The sequence below is a fragment of the Spirosoma spitsbergense DSM 19989 genome, from assembly GCF_000374085.1.
In the GTDB taxonomy this organism is placed as follows: domain Bacteria; phylum Bacteroidota; class Bacteroidia; order Cytophagales; family Spirosomataceae; genus Spirosoma; species Spirosoma spitsbergense.
Genome location: NZ_KB893572.1, coordinates 36,192 through 53,538 on the forward strand (window position 1 = coordinate 36,192; position 17,347 = coordinate 53,538).

Sequence of the window (17,347 nt, forward strand, 5' to 3'; positions counted from 1 at the left end):
ATAAGTACTTTCCTTAGTAAAATTTCCATCTTCTCTAATCAATTTTCAGTATGAAACACGTTTTACACCAAACGTACCGCATTCTGCCACTGTTACTTTTCAGTTGGTTTTTATGCGCAGAGACGTATGCCCAGGACCGTATATTAACGGGCCGTATTACCGACGGTAACGACAACTCGGCCCTGCCCGGGGCTAACGTTGTGGTAAAAGGTACCCAAACGGGTGTCGTGACGGATGCCAACGGTCAGTTTTCGCTCAATATACCATCGGGCCGCGACATACTCACAATATCAGCTATTGGCTATGCCTCGCAGGATATAACTATCGGCAGTAAAACATCCATCAATGTATCGATGGCCCCCGACATCAAAACCCTGAATGAAGTGGTCGTAACCGGCTACGGTGCGCAGGCCAAGCGCGACATTACCGGGGCTGTGGCTACGGTGGATACTAAACAACTCCTGTCCGTACCCGCTACCAACGTGGGGCAGGCCCTCCAGGGCCGCGTGGCGGGGGTTCAGGTCGGTAACGAGAACGCGCCGGGTGGTGGCGTGATGGTCCGCATCCGGGGTTTGGTACGATTAACGATAACTCGCCCCTCTATGTCATCGACGGCGTTCCAACAAAGGGTAATCTGAATACACTGAATCTCAATGATGTAGAGAGTATGCAGATTCTGAAAGATGCTTCGGCAGCCTCCATTTACGGTTCGCGGGCGGGTAATGGCGTAGTCATTATCACCACCAAGAAAGGCAAAGCCGGTAAGCCCAAATTTACGTACGATACGTATTACGGTTCGCAGCGACACGGCAAACTGCTGAGCATGCTCAACACGCAGGAATACGCCCAGCTAACCTGGGAATCCCGGATAAACTCTGGTGTGGTGGGAGCAAATGGCAATCCGGTTCACTCGCAGTTTGGCAACGGAGCAACACCGGTTATCCCCGATTTTGTGCTGCCCAGTGGTGCCTCGGCCAGCGATCCGCGCGTAGCCCGGAATGCTGATGGTACTTACGCCAACTACAATAACGACATCAGCTCTCCAAATTTTCTGCTCATTACCCCCGCCAACAAGCAGGGAACGAACTGGCTGGAAGAAATTTTCCAGACGGCTCCCATTCAGAACCACCAGTTAGGTGTATCGGGCGGAAGCGAAAATGGACGGTATGCCATGTCGCTGAACTACTTCAACCAGGAGGGGATCATGAAGTATACCGGCTACAAACGCTACTCCCTGCGGGCGAATACGGAGTTCAACGTAACCAAACGAATCCGGGCCGGGCAGAATTTTCAGGTAGCCTACGGTGAACGTATTGGTCAGCCCAATGGCAACAATGCCGAGAGCAACCCGATCTCGTTTGCCTACCGGATTCAGCCTATCATTCCGTTGTATGACGTAGCGGGTAACTTTGCCGGTACGCGCGGGGGCGATCTCGATAATGCCAATAACCCACTGGCCCTGCTGCAACGGAGCAAAGACAATGTGCAGAAGGAAGTGCGGTTGTTTGGCAATGCCTATGCCGAAGTAGACATTCTGCCTAACCTGACCGCCCGCACCAGTTTTGGGATTGACTACAACCTCTCCAACTACCGGAACTACACCATTCGGGATATTGAGTCGGCCGAAGCGCGGGGGTCGAACCAACTCCAGACCAGCAACAGCTACGAATGGACCTGGACCTGGTACAACACCCTGACCTATAACTGGAATCTGGGCGACCGGCACCGGTTCAACGTCATTGCCGGTACGGAATCCATCAAAAATTATTTCGAGTTTTTCGATGCCAGCCGGACCAACTTTGCCGTGGATGATAATGAAAACCGCTACCTCAGTGCCGGTACGGGGGTTCAAACCAACAACGGCGGGGCCTCTAACTGGCGGCTGGCTTCGGAGTTTGCCAAAATCAACTACGCGCTGGATGATAAGTACCTGCTTGATATGACTGTGCGTCGGGACCGCTCCTCCCGCTTTTCTCCCGAATTCCGGTCGGCGGTGTTTCCAGCGGCCAGTGTGGGCTGGCGGGTATCGAAAGAAAATTTCTTCAAACCCCTTACTTTCATTGACGACCTGAAATTTCGGGCTGGTTATGGCCTGACAGGTAACCAGGAAATTGGTAACTATAACTCGTTTACGCAGTTCAGTACCAACCCCATCACCTCATTTTACGACATCAACGGTACCCGTACGTCGGCCATTCCGGGCTATGAACTGACCCAGTTCGGCAACGCCCGCGCCAAGTGGGAAACCACCACCAGCCTAAACCTCGGCTTCGACGCGCTGCTGCTCAAAAACCGCCTGAACATTGCGTTCGACTGGTACACCCGTACCACCTCGGATATGCTCTTCCCGGTGCAGGCACCGCTCACGCAGGGGGTAGCCGTAAACCCGTTCCAAAACATCGGTTCCATGCGCAACCGGGGTGTCGACCTGATGATTGGCTACGGCGACAAGCTGGGTAACAATGGCCTGAGCTACAATGTGAGTGCCAATTTCAGCACGTACCGGAACCTGGTGACCAAAACCAACGGCGATCCCAGCACGCAGTATTTCGGTATCAACGACGAGCGGATTCAGAACTTCGTAGTGACACAGCAGGGCTACGCTATTTCGTCGTTCTTCGGGTACACCATCGACGGTATTTTCCAGACGAACGAAGAAGCCAAAGCCGCTCCGGTGCAGTTTGGTAATGCCGCATCAGAAAATGTGGCAGGTCGGTTCAAGTTCCGGGATATTAACGGTGACGGAAAAATTGATACCAAAGATCTGAGCATCATTGGCAGCCCGCACCCCAAGTTCAACTACGGCCTGAACCTTAGCTTAAATTATAAAAACTTTGGGCTGACCTTGTTCGGCCAGGGCGTACAGGGTAATCAGATTTTCAACTACACGAAGTACTGGACCGATTTCCCCACCTTCGCCGGCAACCGCAGTACCCGGATGCTGTATCAGTCATGGCGTCCCGGTAGTACAGATGCCATTCTGCCTCAGCTTCGGTCCAGCGACCAGGTCAGCATTCAGCCTTCCACGTATTATCTGGAGAGCGGATCGTATTTCCGCATGAAGAATATTCAGCTCACCTACCAACTACCGCAGGTACTGCTCTCGAAACTAAAGATGGGCGCCACATCGGTTTACATCCAGGGCCAGAATATGTTTACCATCACCAAGTACTCCGGTATGGACCCCGAAATCAATCTACGCGCCTACTCGGCGGGTAACGACCGCCAGATTGGGGTCGACGGGGGATCGTATCCAGTTGCCAAAACCGTTTTAGTCGGTCTAAATCTATCATTCTGATCATGAAAAAAATAACCATCTTCATAACCGTTGGTTGTCTGGCACTCGCTACGGCCTGCTCCGACAAGTTTCTGGACGTACAGCCTAAGGCCGCGCTGGCTGTTACGACGCTGCAAAATAAAACGGGTGTAAATGCCCTGCTCATTGGCGCCTACGCCCTGCTCGATGGCTGGGCCACTGCCGAAGGTGCCTACCGCTCCTACCAGGTAGGGGCCGACAACTGGGTATATGGCAGTGTAGCCAGTGATGATGCCTACAAAGGCACCATTGCGGGCGACCAGCCCCCAATCTCCCTGATTGAGCAGGCCAACATTCAGTCAGATAATATTTATTTCCGGGGCAAATGGCGGGGCATGTACGACGGCATTGCCCGGACAAACGACGTATTGCAGGCACTGGCCGCGACTAAAGATATGACCGATGCCGAAAAAGCACAGGTCACGGCGGAAACCCGTTTTCTACGGGGTCACTACCATTTCGAACTGAAGAAAATGTTCAATATGGTGCCTTATATTGATGAGAAAACGTACAATCCGAACGACCTGGAAAGTACCAAGATGCCGAATAACGTCGATATCTGGCCCAACGTGGTGGCTGATATAAAAGCGGCTTACGATGTACTGCCTGCCAAACAGACGCAGGTTGGCCGACCAACGAAATGGGCTGCTGCGGCCGAACTGGCGAAAGCCTACCTGTTCCAGAAAAAATACGCTGAAGCCAAACCCCTGCTCGAAGCCATTGTGGCTAGTGGGCAGTATAAACTGATGGACCGCTACCACGATAACTTCAAGGCCGTAACCAACAACAATGCGGAGTCTATTTTTGAAGTGCAGTACTCGGTCAATGATGGGGCATCGGGTGGCGAAAATGGCAACATCGGTTCAACCCTCAACTACCCCTACGGCGGTGGCGGTGTAACGACCTGCTGCGGATTCTTCCAGCCGTCGCAAAACCTGGTAAATGCCTTTAAAACCGATGCGAAAGGCCTGCCCCTGATCGACACGTTCAATGCTACGGACCTAACCAATGATCAGGGCATCGAATCGACGGCTCCGTTTACGCCCTATACCGGCCCGGTTGACCCCCGGCTAGACTGGACAGTTGGCCGCCGGGGTATTCAGTACCTCGACTGGGGTGTTCACCCCGGCAAAGCCTACGTGCGCGATCAGGCCTACGGTGGCCCTTATTCACCCAAGAAGCACGTTATGTACCGGTCGGATGTAGGAACGAACACCTTTGCGGGTAACCCGCGTTTGAACGCCAACAACTACCGCATGATTCGCTACGACCATGTGTTGCTGTGGCTGGCCGAAATAGAAACCGAAATTGGTGATCTGAACAAAGCCCGTGCCTACGTCAACCAGATTCGCCGGCGGGCCGCCAACCCGGATGGTTTCGTAAAATCTGCCGATGGTACGCCAGCCGCTAGCTACGTTATCAGCGAGTACACCACACCCTGGACCGATCAGGCCGCTGCCCGCAAAGCCGTGCAGTTTGAAGAGCGACTGGAGTTTGGTATGGAAGGCCACCGCCGGTTCGACCTGGTACGCTGGAACATTGCCGACCAGACCCTGAACAATTACTACACGACAGAAGCGAAAAAGCGCATTTACCTGAACGGGGTTCAGTTTATCAAAGGTCGCCACGAATATTTCCCGATTCCGTTACAGGAAATTTTTAACAGCAAGAAAGACGGGAAAGAAACCCTGACCCAGAATCCGGGGTATAATTAATTCAATCAGCTAGTTGGTCAGGTACGTACTAAATCACCATCTCTCCAACTCATTGACTGTCTACTAGTTCAAAGTGGGTAATCGGTAAGTAAACCTTACCGGTTGCCCACTTTTTCCTCTTTACCAATCCAATAGCTATGCAAGACTCATCTGCCACTAACCGCCGAACGTTTCTGAAACAGGTCGCCGGGATTTCGGCGTTTTATATTGTGCCGCGCCATGTGCTGGGCCGCGGTTTTACCGCTCCCTCCGACCAGGTATCCATCGGCTTCATCGGGCTGGGGAAGCAGGCTGCGGGTCTGCGCGGGCGGTTTCTTCAAAATGAGGCCCGCGTCATCGCCGTTTGCGATGTGTACCAGCCGAAAGTAGCCGCCTTTGCCGAAGCAGTCAACAAACACTACGCCGATAAAGGCAATGTGGGCACCTACGCCGGCTGCGAACGCTACGACGATTACCGAACCTTGCTCAACAACAAGGGCATTGATGCCGTAGTTATTGCCACACCCGACCACTGGCATAGCCCGATTGCTATTGCGGCTGCCAAAGCCGGGAAAGATATTTACTGCGAAAAGCCGCTGTCGCTCACCGTCAAAGAAGGCCGGGATATGGTGAATGCTACCCGGCAGTATAAGCGGGTATTTCAAACGGGTAACATGCAGCGGTCGTGGAAGGAGTTTCGGCAGGCCGTAGAACTGGTTCGTAATGGCTATATCGGTCAGGTGAAAACGATCAATGTCAATGTGGGCGGGCCGCCACGGGCATTCGATTTAGTTGCCGAACCTGTTCCGGCGGGACTGAACTGGGATGCGTGGCTCGGACCCAACACCATCGAACGCCCGTATAACAACGTGCTCGACCCGGATTTGACGGCTAAGTTCTGGGGGCAATGGCGCGATATCCGTGACTTTGGCGGGGGCGGCATGACCGACTGGGGTGCCCATATGTTCGATATTGCCCAGTGGGGACTGGATATGGACAACTCCGGCCCAACGTCCTTAACGCCGGGGAAAGATGGAAAAGGACTGGTGTATCAATATGCTAATGGTGTCCAGATGCATCACACACCTGTAGACGGAAAGCAGTTCTGCCAGTTTATAGGCACAGAGGGAGAGGTGAAAGTGGCCCGGGGTGAACTGATTACCACGCCCGCATCGCTGAAAGACAAAGTGATTGGTGCTAATGAAAAACACGTTTATTTCAGCGATAACCACTACAAAGACTTCCTGGATGCCATTAAAAGCCGCAAGCCTCCCATCTGCGATGTAGAGGTGGGTCACCGCACGGCTTCGGTCTGCAACATCGGTAACATTGCCTATCTGCTGGGTCGCCCGCTCCGCTGGAACCCGAATACGGAGCAATTTGACGGGGATGCCGAAGCCAATAAGTTACTGAGTCGCCCAATGCGAACGAAGTGGACAGCCTAGAAAATTCGTATCTTTGCGGGCTTTTAATCCGCATAGCCGGGTGATATCTGACGCTGTATCGTATGACTCTCTATATCGACCATGTTGACGAAATAGACACCGCAGCCCGCCAGCTACTGGCCGAAGGCCGGGAACGGTCGGTCTGGTTGTTCGACGGCGATATGGGGGCGGGAAAAACGACCCTCATCAAAGCGATCTGCCGGGTTCTGGGTGTGGTCAGTACCGTGCAAAGTCCAACCTTTTCCATCGTGAACGAGTACACAACCCACGAGGGGCACTCCGTTTACCATTTTGACTGTTACCGGCTCCGTAATGAAGCCGAAGCGCTGGATATTGGTATCGAAGAATATGTTGATTCGGGAAATTACTGCTTTATCGAATGGCCGGAGAAAATCATGAATCTCTGGCCGGTAACGTATTACCAGGTTCATCTTGCCGTTGACGACGACGGCAGCCGCATCCTGGAAGCGAACACAGTTTACTAGTTTGAGGATGGCGGTCTGCCGGTTTTTCAACGGTAAACAGCAGCCCTCAATCAACTTATAAACGTAACCTAAGTGACTGGATTTGAGGAACTGGCCAAAACGGCCGTGTATACGAAAGAAGCCCCGCTGGCCGTAAAAACGAACCGGCACAGCCTGCTTATCGGATTGCCTAAAGAAGTATCGCTTCAGGAAAATCGAATTGCCCTTACGCCCGAAGCAGTAGCTATTCTGGTCCGAAATGGCCATAATGTAATCGTGGAAAATGGTGCGGGTGAGAAAGCGAAGTTTACCGATACCGAGTACAGTGAAGCCGGGGCCCAGATTGCCTACTCGCCCAAAGAGGTGTATGAAGCTAACCTGATCCTGAAAGTTGAACCGTTGGTGGATGAGGAATTTGAGTACGTTCAGTCGGGCAGTACCGTTATTTCTACGGTCAATCTGCCCACCCATGACCGGGCGTATTTCGAACGAATCAACGATAAAAATCTGACTTCTTTCGGTTATGAATACATCGAAGACCAGGCAGGAGGAATGCCGGTTATTCGGTCGATGAGCGAGATTGCGGGTAGTACGGTCATGCTCATTGCGGGCGAATACCTGAGCAATGCCGACAATGGTCGGGGTATTATTCTGGGCGGCATTACCGGCGTTCCACCCACCAAAGTAGTGATGCTTGGTGCCGGAACCGTAACGGAGTACGCCGTTCGGGTTGCCCTCGGCATGGGTGCCGACGTGAAAATTTTTGACCGGCACCTCTACAAGTTACAGCGACTCAAATACGCCGTTGGGCACCACATTTACACCTCCATCATTGACTCCGATACCATGACCGAAGCCATTCAGCGGGCCGACGTTGTCATCGGGGCCATCCGGGCCGAGGAAGGTATCAGTCCGGTGGTGGTTACGGAGGAAACAGTCGGTCGCATGAAACCCGACTCGGTCATCATCGACGTATCCATCGACCAGGGAGGGAATTTTGAAACCTCCCGCATGACTACGCACAAAAACCCCACCTTTAAGCACATGGGAGTCATTCACTACTGCGTACCCAACATTGCCGCCCGCGTGGCCCACACAGCCAGCATGGCCCTGAGTAACATCTTTCTCCCGTTCCTGCTCGAAACCGGCACTACGGGAGGGATTGAGCAGATGATGTACGCGAACCGATGGTTTATGAAAGGTGTTTATACGCACAAAGGAACGCTGACCAACGCCCACATTGCCCGGAAGTTCAATATGCGTTTTAAAGACCTGGATTTATTGCTGGCAGCAAGATTCTAAAAAATAAGTATTAGGAGCGAGTAGTTAGGAGTGAGGAGTCGTCCGGGTCACTTTTTCACTCATACCGAAAGGCTCATCACTCCTAACTACTCGCTCCTAATACGTTAAAAAAATGATCAACCACAGCAACGAAAATACCCTGCTCGATGATGCCAACTCGTACGATGTCAACAAAGAGTTGATGGGCCTCATCTCGTCGGACTTTATCAAAGTAGCCGATCAGCTTAAGGAAGCTTCGTATCAGATTCGGAAACGCGGCTTTTCAGACAATCCTGTTTTTGTAGCCTCCCGTCGGGATATACCCGTAGGGCAGCTGCTGATTGGCGCAACAGAATTAGAGAACCAGTGGCATTACAAAGCGTCATTTATGGATGAGTTTATCCAGCGCGAACTGATTGGAGAGGATTCGATTGAGATGTGGAAGGAGAACTACAAGAACCCGGACGAGTACTGCTGCCTGTTTGTGGTTCACGGCGATTTTGCCGGCTTTGTGTACATTCCCTATCCCGAAGATTAATCAGCCCCCGGACAGTACGTTTTTCAGGCCGAATCTACCCGATTCGGCTTTTGTTTTTTTTGTTCGCCAATAATACTTTTCGGGGAAACGTATCGGCAAAGACCAGCCGCTCCGGTAACTTCTTTTTGCCGCTTTACGGTGATCTGACCTATTCAGGTACCACTCCCGCAAACAGGCTGATTAATGCCCTGTGTGGACGCTTTACCGCCTGAATACGGCGATAAACTATTTTTTTGTATATTAAGGCAATCTTACCGGATATCGTAGGAAAAGAGCGATTTTTTTTGTATTTTTACAATCTATACGACCACCCTTAGGTGGGTAAAAACCTGAACTCTGAACAACAATAAATTACTGACATTTTTTCGATTTTTATGACCAACGATTTGATTGAAGAAGAAGCTCCTGTTGAAACAGCCCTGGGCGATTATGGTGCCGATAATATTCAGGTATTAGAAGGCCTGGAGGCCGTTCGCAAACGTCCGTCCATGTACATTGGCGACGTGGGTACGCGTGGGTTACACCACCTGATATGGGAGGTTGTCGACAATTCCATCGACGAAGCAATGGCAGGCTACTGCACTGAAATATCCGTTAACATCAATCCTGATAACTCCATTACAGTACAGGACGATGGCCGGGGCATTCCAACGGGTATCAGCACCAAAATGGGTGTTTCGGCCCTTCAGGTTGCCATGACCATCCTGCACGCCGGTGGTAAATTTGATAAAGATACCTACAAAGTTTCCGGTGGACTGCACGGTGTGGGGGTCTCCTGCGTAAACGCACTCTCGACCGATATGCACGTGGAAGTGCATCGGGAAGGTAAAATATTCGAGCAAGCGTATAAAATCGGCGTTCCTCAGTACGATGTTCGTATCATTGGTGAAGCCTCTAACACTGGTACCAGGACGCATTTTAAGCCCGACTCCAGCATTTTTACCGATACCGTTTATAAATATGACACCGTTGCAGGGCGTTTGCGCGAGCTGGCTTACCTGAACAAAGGCATTCATATTTTCCTGAAAGACCTGCGCGAGCTGGACGAAAACGGCGAACCACTTCGTCAGGACGACTTCTTTTCGGAGGGTGGTCTGGCCGAATTTGTGGAATACCTGGATCAAACCCGCCCACCGCTCGATGGCATGAAACCTATTTACATGGAAAGTGTAAAAGGCTCCACACCCGTTCAGGTGGCACTCGTGTACAACTACGAAGCGGGCGAAAATGTCCTGTCGTACGTGAACAACATCAACACGCACGAAGGCGGTACACACGTACAGGGATTCCGGTCGGCGCTGACGCGGGTGCTGAAGAACTACGCCGATAAAAACCCCGGTGTGCTCCCCAAGAACTCCGGCAAGATCACCTTTAGCGGGGAGGATTTCCGTAAAGGGCTGACCGCCGTTATTTCGGTGAAGGTAGCCGAACCCCAGTTTGAAGGGCAAACCAAAACCAAGCTTGGTAACCAGGACGTAGTCAGTGCGGTGAGTCAGGCAATGGCCGATTTGCTCGAAACCTGGCTGGAGGAAAATCCGAAAACCGCTCAGGGTATCGTTAAGAAAGTACTGGTATCGGCTCAGGCGCGTATTGCCGCCGACCTGGCCTACAAGCGTATCATGACCGAGCGCAAGGACTTCATGGGCGGCATGGGATTGCCCGGCAAACTGGCCGACTGCTCCGATACCGATCCTGAAAAATGCGAACTCTACCTGGTAGAGGGGGACTCCGCCGGCGGAACGGCTAAACAGGGGCGCAACCGGGCGTTTCAGGCCATTTTGCCCCTGCGGGGAAAAATCCTGAACGTAGAGAAGGCGATGGAGCACAAGATTTACGAAAACGAAGAGATCAAAAATATTTGGACGGCTCTGGGCGTTCGTCTTGAAAAGAAGGACGACGAGACTGTCATGAACCTGGACAAGCTGCGGTATCATAAGATCATTATCATGACCGATGCCGACGTGGACGGTAGCCACATCCGAACGCTGATTCTGACGCTGTTTTATCGCAACATGAAGGCGTTGATCGACCATGGCTACATCTACATTGCCCAGCCACCTTTTTACCTCGTAAAAAAAGGAAAAGAAGAACGCTATTGCTGGACGGAAGCCCAGCGCGAAGCTGCCGTAAAAGAACTGGCTGGTGGTGGCCGGGAGGAGAGTGTAAACGTTCAGCGCTACAAAGGTCTTGGCGAAATGAACGCCGAACAGCTCTGGAGCACCACGATGGACCCGGATCGGCGGAGCCTGAAGTTAGTAACGGTAGAGTCGGCAGCGGATGCGGATCACGTCTTCTCAACACTGATGGGCGACGAAGTAGCACCCCGACGAGAATTTATCGAACGAAATGCCAAGTACGCCCGAGTGGATGTTTAACCGAATGATAACATAAAGCGGGTTTTTTGACCCGCTTTTTTGTTGTACTTCAATCTTTGAATTACGTATGCGCTATTCCATAAACCCAAACAGAACGATACTGGGAAATTTGGTTTCCCGATTTACTCAACGGCAAACGAATTCTCCTGTACCGGTAACCGAAAAAATGGCAAAGGCGAACGAAAAAGTGACCAGCGTTATTGACCAGAGCAACTATCTAAGTCGTGATTTAAGCTGGCTTAAATTCAATGAACGGGTGCTGGATCAGGCCCGAAGTACGGACCGTACCCTGATGGAACGGTTGAAGTTTCTGGCCATTTCAGCCTCCAACCTGGACGAGTTTTTCATGATTCGGGTGGGGAGTCTCTACAATTATCTCGATTACCATAAGCAACGGATCGACTATTCCGGTTTGCGTGAAATTCCCTTTCGGAAGACCTTACTGACGATGGCCCACCAGTTTTGTCAGGATCAGCAAACCGTCTTTTCGGAGCAATTGTTGCCGCTGTTTGCCGAAAACGGGCTTCAGCTGGCCAGGTATGGCGATCTGACGGAGGAAGAGGAAGCGGAGGCCGCCGACTTTTTTGATCGGGCTATTTATCCGACACTGACGCCCATGCTGTACGACTACACGCATACTTTTCCGGTGCTGCTGGCCAAAGTGCTCATTTTTGGGGTCGTTACGCACAGTACAGACAGAACGGATTCTCAGAGTCTTCGTCCGGAAGAGGAAGATGATAACCACCGGCTGTCGTTTGTGCAGATTCCCGCTAACCTACCCCGGTTCCTGTCGTTTGAGCGGGAAAATAGTATCCTGTTTCTGCCCATCGAAGAAATCGTTCGGCAAAACATAAAGAAACTGTATCGAAACGTCGAAATATTGTCGGTTAATCTGTTCCGGATTACCCGCAACGGCGATTTTACGCTCGATGAAAATGACGACGACGAAATTGATTTCATTGACGAAGTCCGGCAAAAGATAAAAAACCGTCGGTTAGGACGCGTAACCCGCGTGGAAGTGGAAGCCGATGCCAATAACCCGCTGAGTGACAGTTCTCCCTGGATGCTGAACCTGCTGAAGAAACGGTGGGAAATGGACGATCTGAATATTTTTGAATCCAACAGCTTGCTCGATTTTTCAGCTTTCTGGCAACTGATCGGGCATCCGGAGTTTAAGGATACCATGCCGCGCCAACAGGCTCCGGTACCGCCAATGGGCCTGGGTCGGGACAAGACCGACGATATTTTTGAGCTGATCAAGCAGCGCGATATCCTGCTTCATCACCCTTATAACAATTTCGAACCCGTCCTTCAGCTGCTCGAACAGGCTGCCGAAGATCCCCATGTACTGGCTATCAAAATCACCGTATACCGGCTGGCTAAGCGGTCGCGTATAACCGAAGCGTTGCTGAAAGCCGCCGAAAATGGCAAACACGTATCGGTATTGTTTGAGGTCAAGGCCCGGTTTGATGAGGAAAATAATATCCGGGAAGCCCAGCGCTTGCAGAAGGCTGGTTGCTTCGTGATTTATGGCATCAGCAAGTTTAAAACCCATACCAAGCTGCTGCTGGTGGTTCGGAATGAGGGGAGCCGCGTTGTTCGCTACGCCCACATGGCTACCGGCAATTATAACGAAGACACCTCAAGATTATACACGGATATTGGCTTGTTGACTACCAATGAGATCTACACTCACGACATCTCGGAGTTTTTCAATGTCATTACCGGGCACTCGCTGCCCAACGAGTATAAGTACCTGATTACCGCCCCGCGCGATATGCGTGACCAGTTGGTGAAGCTCATTCAACTGGAGACCGAGAACGCCAAACGCGGCTTACCCAGTGGTATCTGCATCAAGGTTAATTCGCTGGAGGATAAACTGGTGATTGATGAGTTGTACAAAGCGTCGGAGGCCGGGGTGCCCGTGGAACTTATCGTCCGTAGTATTTGCTGCCTGCGTCCACAGCGGGCCGGTTTGAGTGAGAACATTACCGTGCGTTCCATCGTGGGCGATTTTCTGGAGCATACCCGAATCTATTACTTCCACAATAACGGCGACCCTAAAGTATACGGCGGCAGTGCCGACGTGATGGTACGCAGTTTCGACCGGCGCATTGAGTCACTGTTTTATCTGGCAGACCCACGCGTGAAGCAGCAGGCCATTCTGGTTCTGAAATACAACCTGCTCGACAATGTCAACGCCTACGAGTTGAAAGAAGACGGCGACTTCAGGAAATATGAGGTACCCGCGGGTGGTGAGCCATTCAATATCCATAAGCGATTCTTCGAGGCAACCGAAAAAGAAGCCATAACCGCCCGGCTCTTCGACCCCGAAATCAAACCCGCCGAAGTAGCCCAGATCGAAGGAGAATATCAGGAAGGGGCCGAGCGGGCCATCGCCGATATTTGACGGAGACGGGTAAAAAAGAAACAGAAAAGGCCAGCTTACACGTGTAGGCTGGCCTTTTTTTAGTTGTTAATCACCAACAATCCCCTGTCAGGCTACCCCCAAATCGGTAATGGCCTGCTGGGCTTTGGTTTTTAACTGGGCGTAGGTATCGTCAAAGGCTTCTTTGCTGGCCAACGGCTCCTTCACCGACACGTAAAACTTGATTTTAGGCTCGGTGCCGGATGGCCGGGCGGAAACCTTCGTGCCATCTTCCGTGAAAAACTGGAGCACGTTGGACGACTCGATGCCCATGCTGCCCGATTTGATGGTCGCTTTCTCTCCCTTCGTGGCATCGGTTCGTTCGAGCGATTTGTAATCGTCAATCCGTACTACTGGTGAACCGGCAATAGATTTAGGCGGGTTGGCGCGGAAGTCGGCCATCATCTGCTGAATTTCTTCGGCCCCTGCCTTTCCTTTCTTCGTCAGCGATACCAGCGATTCGTAGTAGAAGCCGTTCTCGATGTACATTTCCATCAATGTATCGAACAGGCTCTTGCCCTGGTCTTTGGCGTAAGCGGTCAACTCGGCAATCATGGCGCAACTGGCAATGGCATCTTTGTCGCGCACGAAATCGCCGATGAGGTAACCGTAGCTTTCCTCGCCCCCGGCAATGAACTGCTCTTTGCCTTCCAGTTCCCGAATCACTTCGGCAATGTATTTGAAGCCCGTCAGCGTGTTGTAGCAGGTGACACCGTACCGCTTGCACATCTCGTCGATGAGATCGGTGGTGACGATGGTTTTAGCCACAAACTCATTACCCGTTAGTCGGCCGGTCGCTTTCCAGGCGTTGAGCAGGTAGTAAATAATCAGGCTGGCCATCTGGTTACCGTTGAGCAACTCAAATTCGCCGTGATGATTCCGCGCTCCGGCACCCACGCGGTCGGCATCGGGGTCGGTAGCCATAATAAGGTCGGCATTGAGCTTGTTGGCCAGGTCGAGGGCTAACTGCATGGCGGCCTTTTCTTCGGGATTGGGCGATTTCACCGTTGGGAAATCACCATCGGGCGTTGCCTGCTCCTCTACGATGTGTACGTTGGTGAAACCCAGAGCCTCCAGCGTACGGGGCACCAGCGTGATGCCCGTGCCGTGAATGGGCGTGTACACAATGTTCAGGTCGGCTTGCCGGGCAATCACATCGGGGTTCACCGCGTTCGACTTGAGCCGTTCCACGTAAGGCGCGTCAATCTCTTCGTCGATCATGTGAATCCGTTCGGGAACGCCCTCGAATTTGATGTCATCGACGGAGGTGATTTTATTGACCTCGGCAATGATGGCTTTGTCGTGCGGGGACACCACCTGACCACCGTCGTTCCAGTACACTTTGTAGCCGTTGTATTCTGGCGGGTTGTGCGAAGCCGTCACCACAATACCACTCTGGCAACCCAGTTGCCGGATGGCAAAGGAGAGTTCGGGGGTGGGGCGGAGGCTGCTGAACAGGTACACTTTAATGTTGTTGGCCGAAAAAATATCGGCTACCAGCCGGGCAAATTCGGGGCTCATCCGGCGGCTGTCGTGGGCAATGGCCACGCTGATGTCTACGCCCGGAAAGGCCGCATTGATGTAGTTGGAAAGTCCCTGGGTAGCGGCACCCACCGTGTAGCGATTCATGCGGTTGGAGCCAACGCCCAGAATACCGCGCAGGCCACCCGTACCAAACTCAAGGTCGCGGTAAAATGAGTCGGTTAGTTCGGTGAAATTGCCGGAGTCGATCAGGTGCTGAATGGATTCTTTGGTAGCGGCATCGTAGGGGCCGCTGAGCCATTTGTCAACGCGTTGCTGCGTGGTAGAGTCTAGGGTTACTTCCATTGGTCGAGGGTAATAATTTGGAGTTGATTTAACTGAGTCAGGCGATTGTCATTCGTGATAATAGCATCACATTGATAAAAACTTGCCGCGCCAAGTTGCATGGAATCTATGGCCTTTAAACTGTGTAGTTGTGTTTGCAGGTCAAGTGCTTTTTCGACGACTTGGGTTGTTATCGGAACAATCATTATCTGCAAATCTGCCAGTAAGCTGTCAAAGGCGTTCACTACGTCTGTGCGATTGTTGCGTAGTGGTTTTGTTTTAAATTCTAACGTGGTGAGTACACTGGTTGTCAACTGAACGGAATGGCTCTGGCAATAAACGAATATATCCCTGACGATAGGCGCAAACTGAATGTGTCCTTCAATCAAATAAATGAACGGAGCGGTGTCGAAGAAAGCAGATTTAAAACCGGTCCTCATCACGCGTGCTGTTAATGTATGCCTGGGCATCCGTTTCCCAGACGTGCTTACCCACACCGATATACTTGTTGAAGTCAACTTGATTAGTCGGTTTCGGAACTTCTACAGCCACTATTCGATCAACCAGTTTGTGAAGGAGCCGGAGTCGCTCACTAAGTGGCAGTTTATCTACCTCGTCTAAAATACCATCAATGGTTTCCATACAATTTCGTGGTTTTATCCGCCCAAAATTACACTTATCCCGACCCGGCGCAAATCTAGTGGGCAAATCAGTACTGGATAAAATCAACTATATTTTTATATTCGATAAATATTTATTGTTTTACAATAAATATTTACTGTTATTTGTGTCGAACTTTTAAACTCTACTGGCATGAATACGTCGTACTTTAAGTTTCTCAAAGTTGTGGTTGCCATTGCTTATTACGGCTTAATAGCTGCGCTGGTCGTTGTGATTGCGATGCTGGCACTCAATTATGTTCTCCCCCAGGAAACCGTTCGGTTTACCGTAACTATCCCGATTCAATTGACTGACAGCATGTCGTTTAAGGATGCTGATTGGATCGGTAACGTGAGTAGTGCTCCCTACTCGTTGCTGACTATCAATGCATTAAATCCGGTAGCGGCCCGGCAGAGTGCAGGTCTCTATGTATTGGTTGGGTTGTCAATTGTGGCAAGTCTGGGCTTTGTTTTCTTCATAATCAGGCTGCTGAAGCAAATAGTAGCCACGCTGGGTACGTCCGATGTGTTTAGCCAGGTCAACGTAGTCAGGATACGGCTGCTGGGTGTCCTGCTAATTGGGTTGGAGTTTATAAAACCGCTTGTCTGGCTTCTCATCCGCAGTGATGTGCTGGCACTTATGAGCCGCAACCACATCCAGCATAGTGGTGAACAAATCGGTTTTGGTGTATCAAACCTGACATTTGCCGGGTTGCTATTGGTTGGACTAGCGGAGGTGTTCCGGTCGGGTTATCAACTCAAACAGGAAAGCGAACTAACCATCTGAACCATGCCTATAATCGTAAACGTAGATGTGATGATGGCCCGGCGAAAAATGTCGCTGACCGAACTAGCCGACCGGGTGGGTATCACGCTGGCCAACCTGTCCATTCTGAAGACGGGTAAGGCTAAAGCCGTACGCTTTGAAACACTCGAAGCACTGTGCAAAGCCCTCGACTGCCAGCCCGGCGACCTGCTCGAATACGCCCCGCAGGAAGCGGAGAAGGTGTAAACGACATAAGTCTGCTTTTATATTAACATCACCAGAACTATGGTTGATATTATATTGTCGATTCTACCTAAGTACAGGACAAAAGTAGGGAGTAGCTGATGTTGAGGTAGTTTTGTGTCGCTAAACGTAAACCCCTCCAACTACTCCCTATGCAAAGTAACGAAGATGCTGTCTACGATGCCATCAAAGATCATTTTCAATGTGATAAACGGCGTATCCGCTTTATGGCCCTGCTGATCATTGCCCTCTTGAAACTGGCTGACTCCTCATTGGCTCAATGGAGTCTGGCTATCAACCAAACCACCCTGCGGGCTTCCCGACTCAAGCGA

Annotated in this window: 13 protein-coding genes and 1 pseudogene; 11 read left to right on the forward strand and 3 right to left on the reverse strand. The window is 51.4% G+C overall.

Annotation, left to right across the window (positions count from 1 at the left end; all coding sequences use genetic code 11):
* The first annotated feature begins 50 nt into the window (after window positions 1–50).
* From B157_RS35955 to ppk1, 8 genes and pseudogenes are all read left to right on the forward strand, one after another.
* Window positions 51–3,298, forward strand: a pseudogene (locus B157_RS35955) (SusC/RagA family TonB-linked outer membrane protein).
* A gap of 2 nt (window positions 3,299–3,300) precedes the next feature.
* The gene (locus B157_RS0124380) at window positions 3,301–5,031 is read left to right on the forward strand and encodes a RagB/SusD family nutrient uptake outer membrane protein (RefSeq protein WP_020605931.1); all 1,731 of its coding nucleotides are present in this window, start codon (window positions 3,301–3,303) and stop codon (window positions 5,029–5,031) included.
* A gap of 137 nt (window positions 5,032–5,168) precedes the next feature.
* A complete protein-coding gene (locus B157_RS0124385; protein WP_020605932.1) occupies window positions 5,169–6,455 on the forward strand; it encodes a Gfo/Idh/MocA family oxidoreductase in 1,287 nt (428 codons plus the stop codon).
* A gap of 62 nt (window positions 6,456–6,517) precedes the next feature.
* Window positions 6,518–6,940, forward strand: a complete 423-nt coding sequence (gene tsaE, locus B157_RS0124390; RefSeq protein WP_020605933.1) for a tRNA (adenosine(37)-N6)-threonylcarbamoyltransferase complex ATPase subunit type 1 TsaE — start codon at window positions 6,518–6,520, stop codon at window positions 6,938–6,940.
* Window positions 6,941–7,012: 72 nt separating this feature from the next.
* A complete protein-coding gene (locus B157_RS0124395) occupies window positions 7,013–8,221 on the forward strand; it encodes an alanine dehydrogenase (protein WP_020605934.1) in 1,209 nt (402 codons plus the stop codon).
* Between the two features lie 112 nt (window positions 8,222–8,333).
* Window positions 8,334–8,738, forward strand: coding sequence for a hypothetical protein (locus tag B157_RS0124400; RefSeq protein WP_020605935.1), 405 nt, complete (start codon window positions 8,334–8,336; stop codon window positions 8,736–8,738).
* A gap of 374 nt (window positions 8,739–9,112) precedes the next feature.
* Complete coding sequence (gene gyrB / locus B157_RS0124410) at window positions 9,113–11,113, forward strand: DNA topoisomerase (ATP-hydrolyzing) subunit B (protein ID WP_020605937.1); 2,001 nt, start codon at window positions 9,113–9,115, stop codon at window positions 11,111–11,113.
* 166 nt (window positions 11,114–11,279) lie between these two features.
* A complete protein-coding gene (gene ppk1, locus B157_RS0124415; RefSeq protein ID WP_020605938.1) occupies window positions 11,280–13,523 on the forward strand; it encodes a polyphosphate kinase 1 in 2,244 nt (747 codons plus the stop codon).
* 87 nt (window positions 13,524–13,610) lie between these two features.
* On the opposite strand, the gene B157_RS0124420 is transcribed toward ppk1, so the two are convergent.
* Genes B157_RS0124420 through B157_RS0124430 form a run of 3 tightly spaced genes read right to left on the reverse strand, consistent with a single transcriptional unit; the run spans window position 13,611 to window position 15,989 of the window.
* Window positions 13,611–15,368, reverse strand: coding sequence for a phospho-sugar mutase (locus tag B157_RS0124420; RefSeq protein ID WP_020605939.1), 1,758 nt, complete (start codon window positions 15,366–15,368; stop codon window positions 13,611–13,613).
* Window positions 15,359–15,787, reverse strand: coding sequence for a type II toxin-antitoxin system VapC family toxin (locus B157_RS0124425; protein WP_020605940.1), 429 nt, complete (start codon window positions 15,785–15,787; stop codon window positions 15,359–15,361). Before B157_RS0124425 ends, B157_RS0124420 begins: the two co-directional genes overlap by 10 nt.
* Complete coding sequence (locus tag B157_RS0124430) at window positions 15,771–15,989, reverse strand: hypothetical protein (RefSeq protein ID WP_020605941.1); 219 nt, start codon at window positions 15,987–15,989, stop codon at window positions 15,771–15,773. Before B157_RS0124430 ends, B157_RS0124425 begins: the two co-directional genes overlap by 17 nt.
* Before the next feature lie 171 nt (window positions 15,990–16,160).
* Between B157_RS0124430 and B157_RS0124435 the strand changes: the two genes are divergently transcribed.
* The 3 genes from B157_RS0124435 to B157_RS35960 all read left to right on the forward strand — a co-directional run.
* The gene (locus tag B157_RS0124435; protein WP_020605942.1) at window positions 16,161–16,793 is read left to right on the forward strand and encodes a DUF2975 domain-containing protein; all 633 of its coding nucleotides are present in this window, start codon (window positions 16,161–16,163) and stop codon (window positions 16,791–16,793) included.
* Between the two features lie 3 nt (window positions 16,794–16,796).
* On the forward strand, window positions 16,797–17,018 hold the full coding sequence (locus tag B157_RS0124440) for a helix-turn-helix domain-containing protein (RefSeq protein WP_020605943.1): 222 nt from the start codon (window positions 16,797–16,799) through the stop codon (window positions 17,016–17,018).
* Between the two features lie 149 nt (window positions 17,019–17,167).
* Window positions 17,168–17,347 (forward strand): hypothetical protein (locus tag B157_RS35960; protein WP_041952258.1); only part of this gene is annotated, 180 nt, incomplete at its 3' end.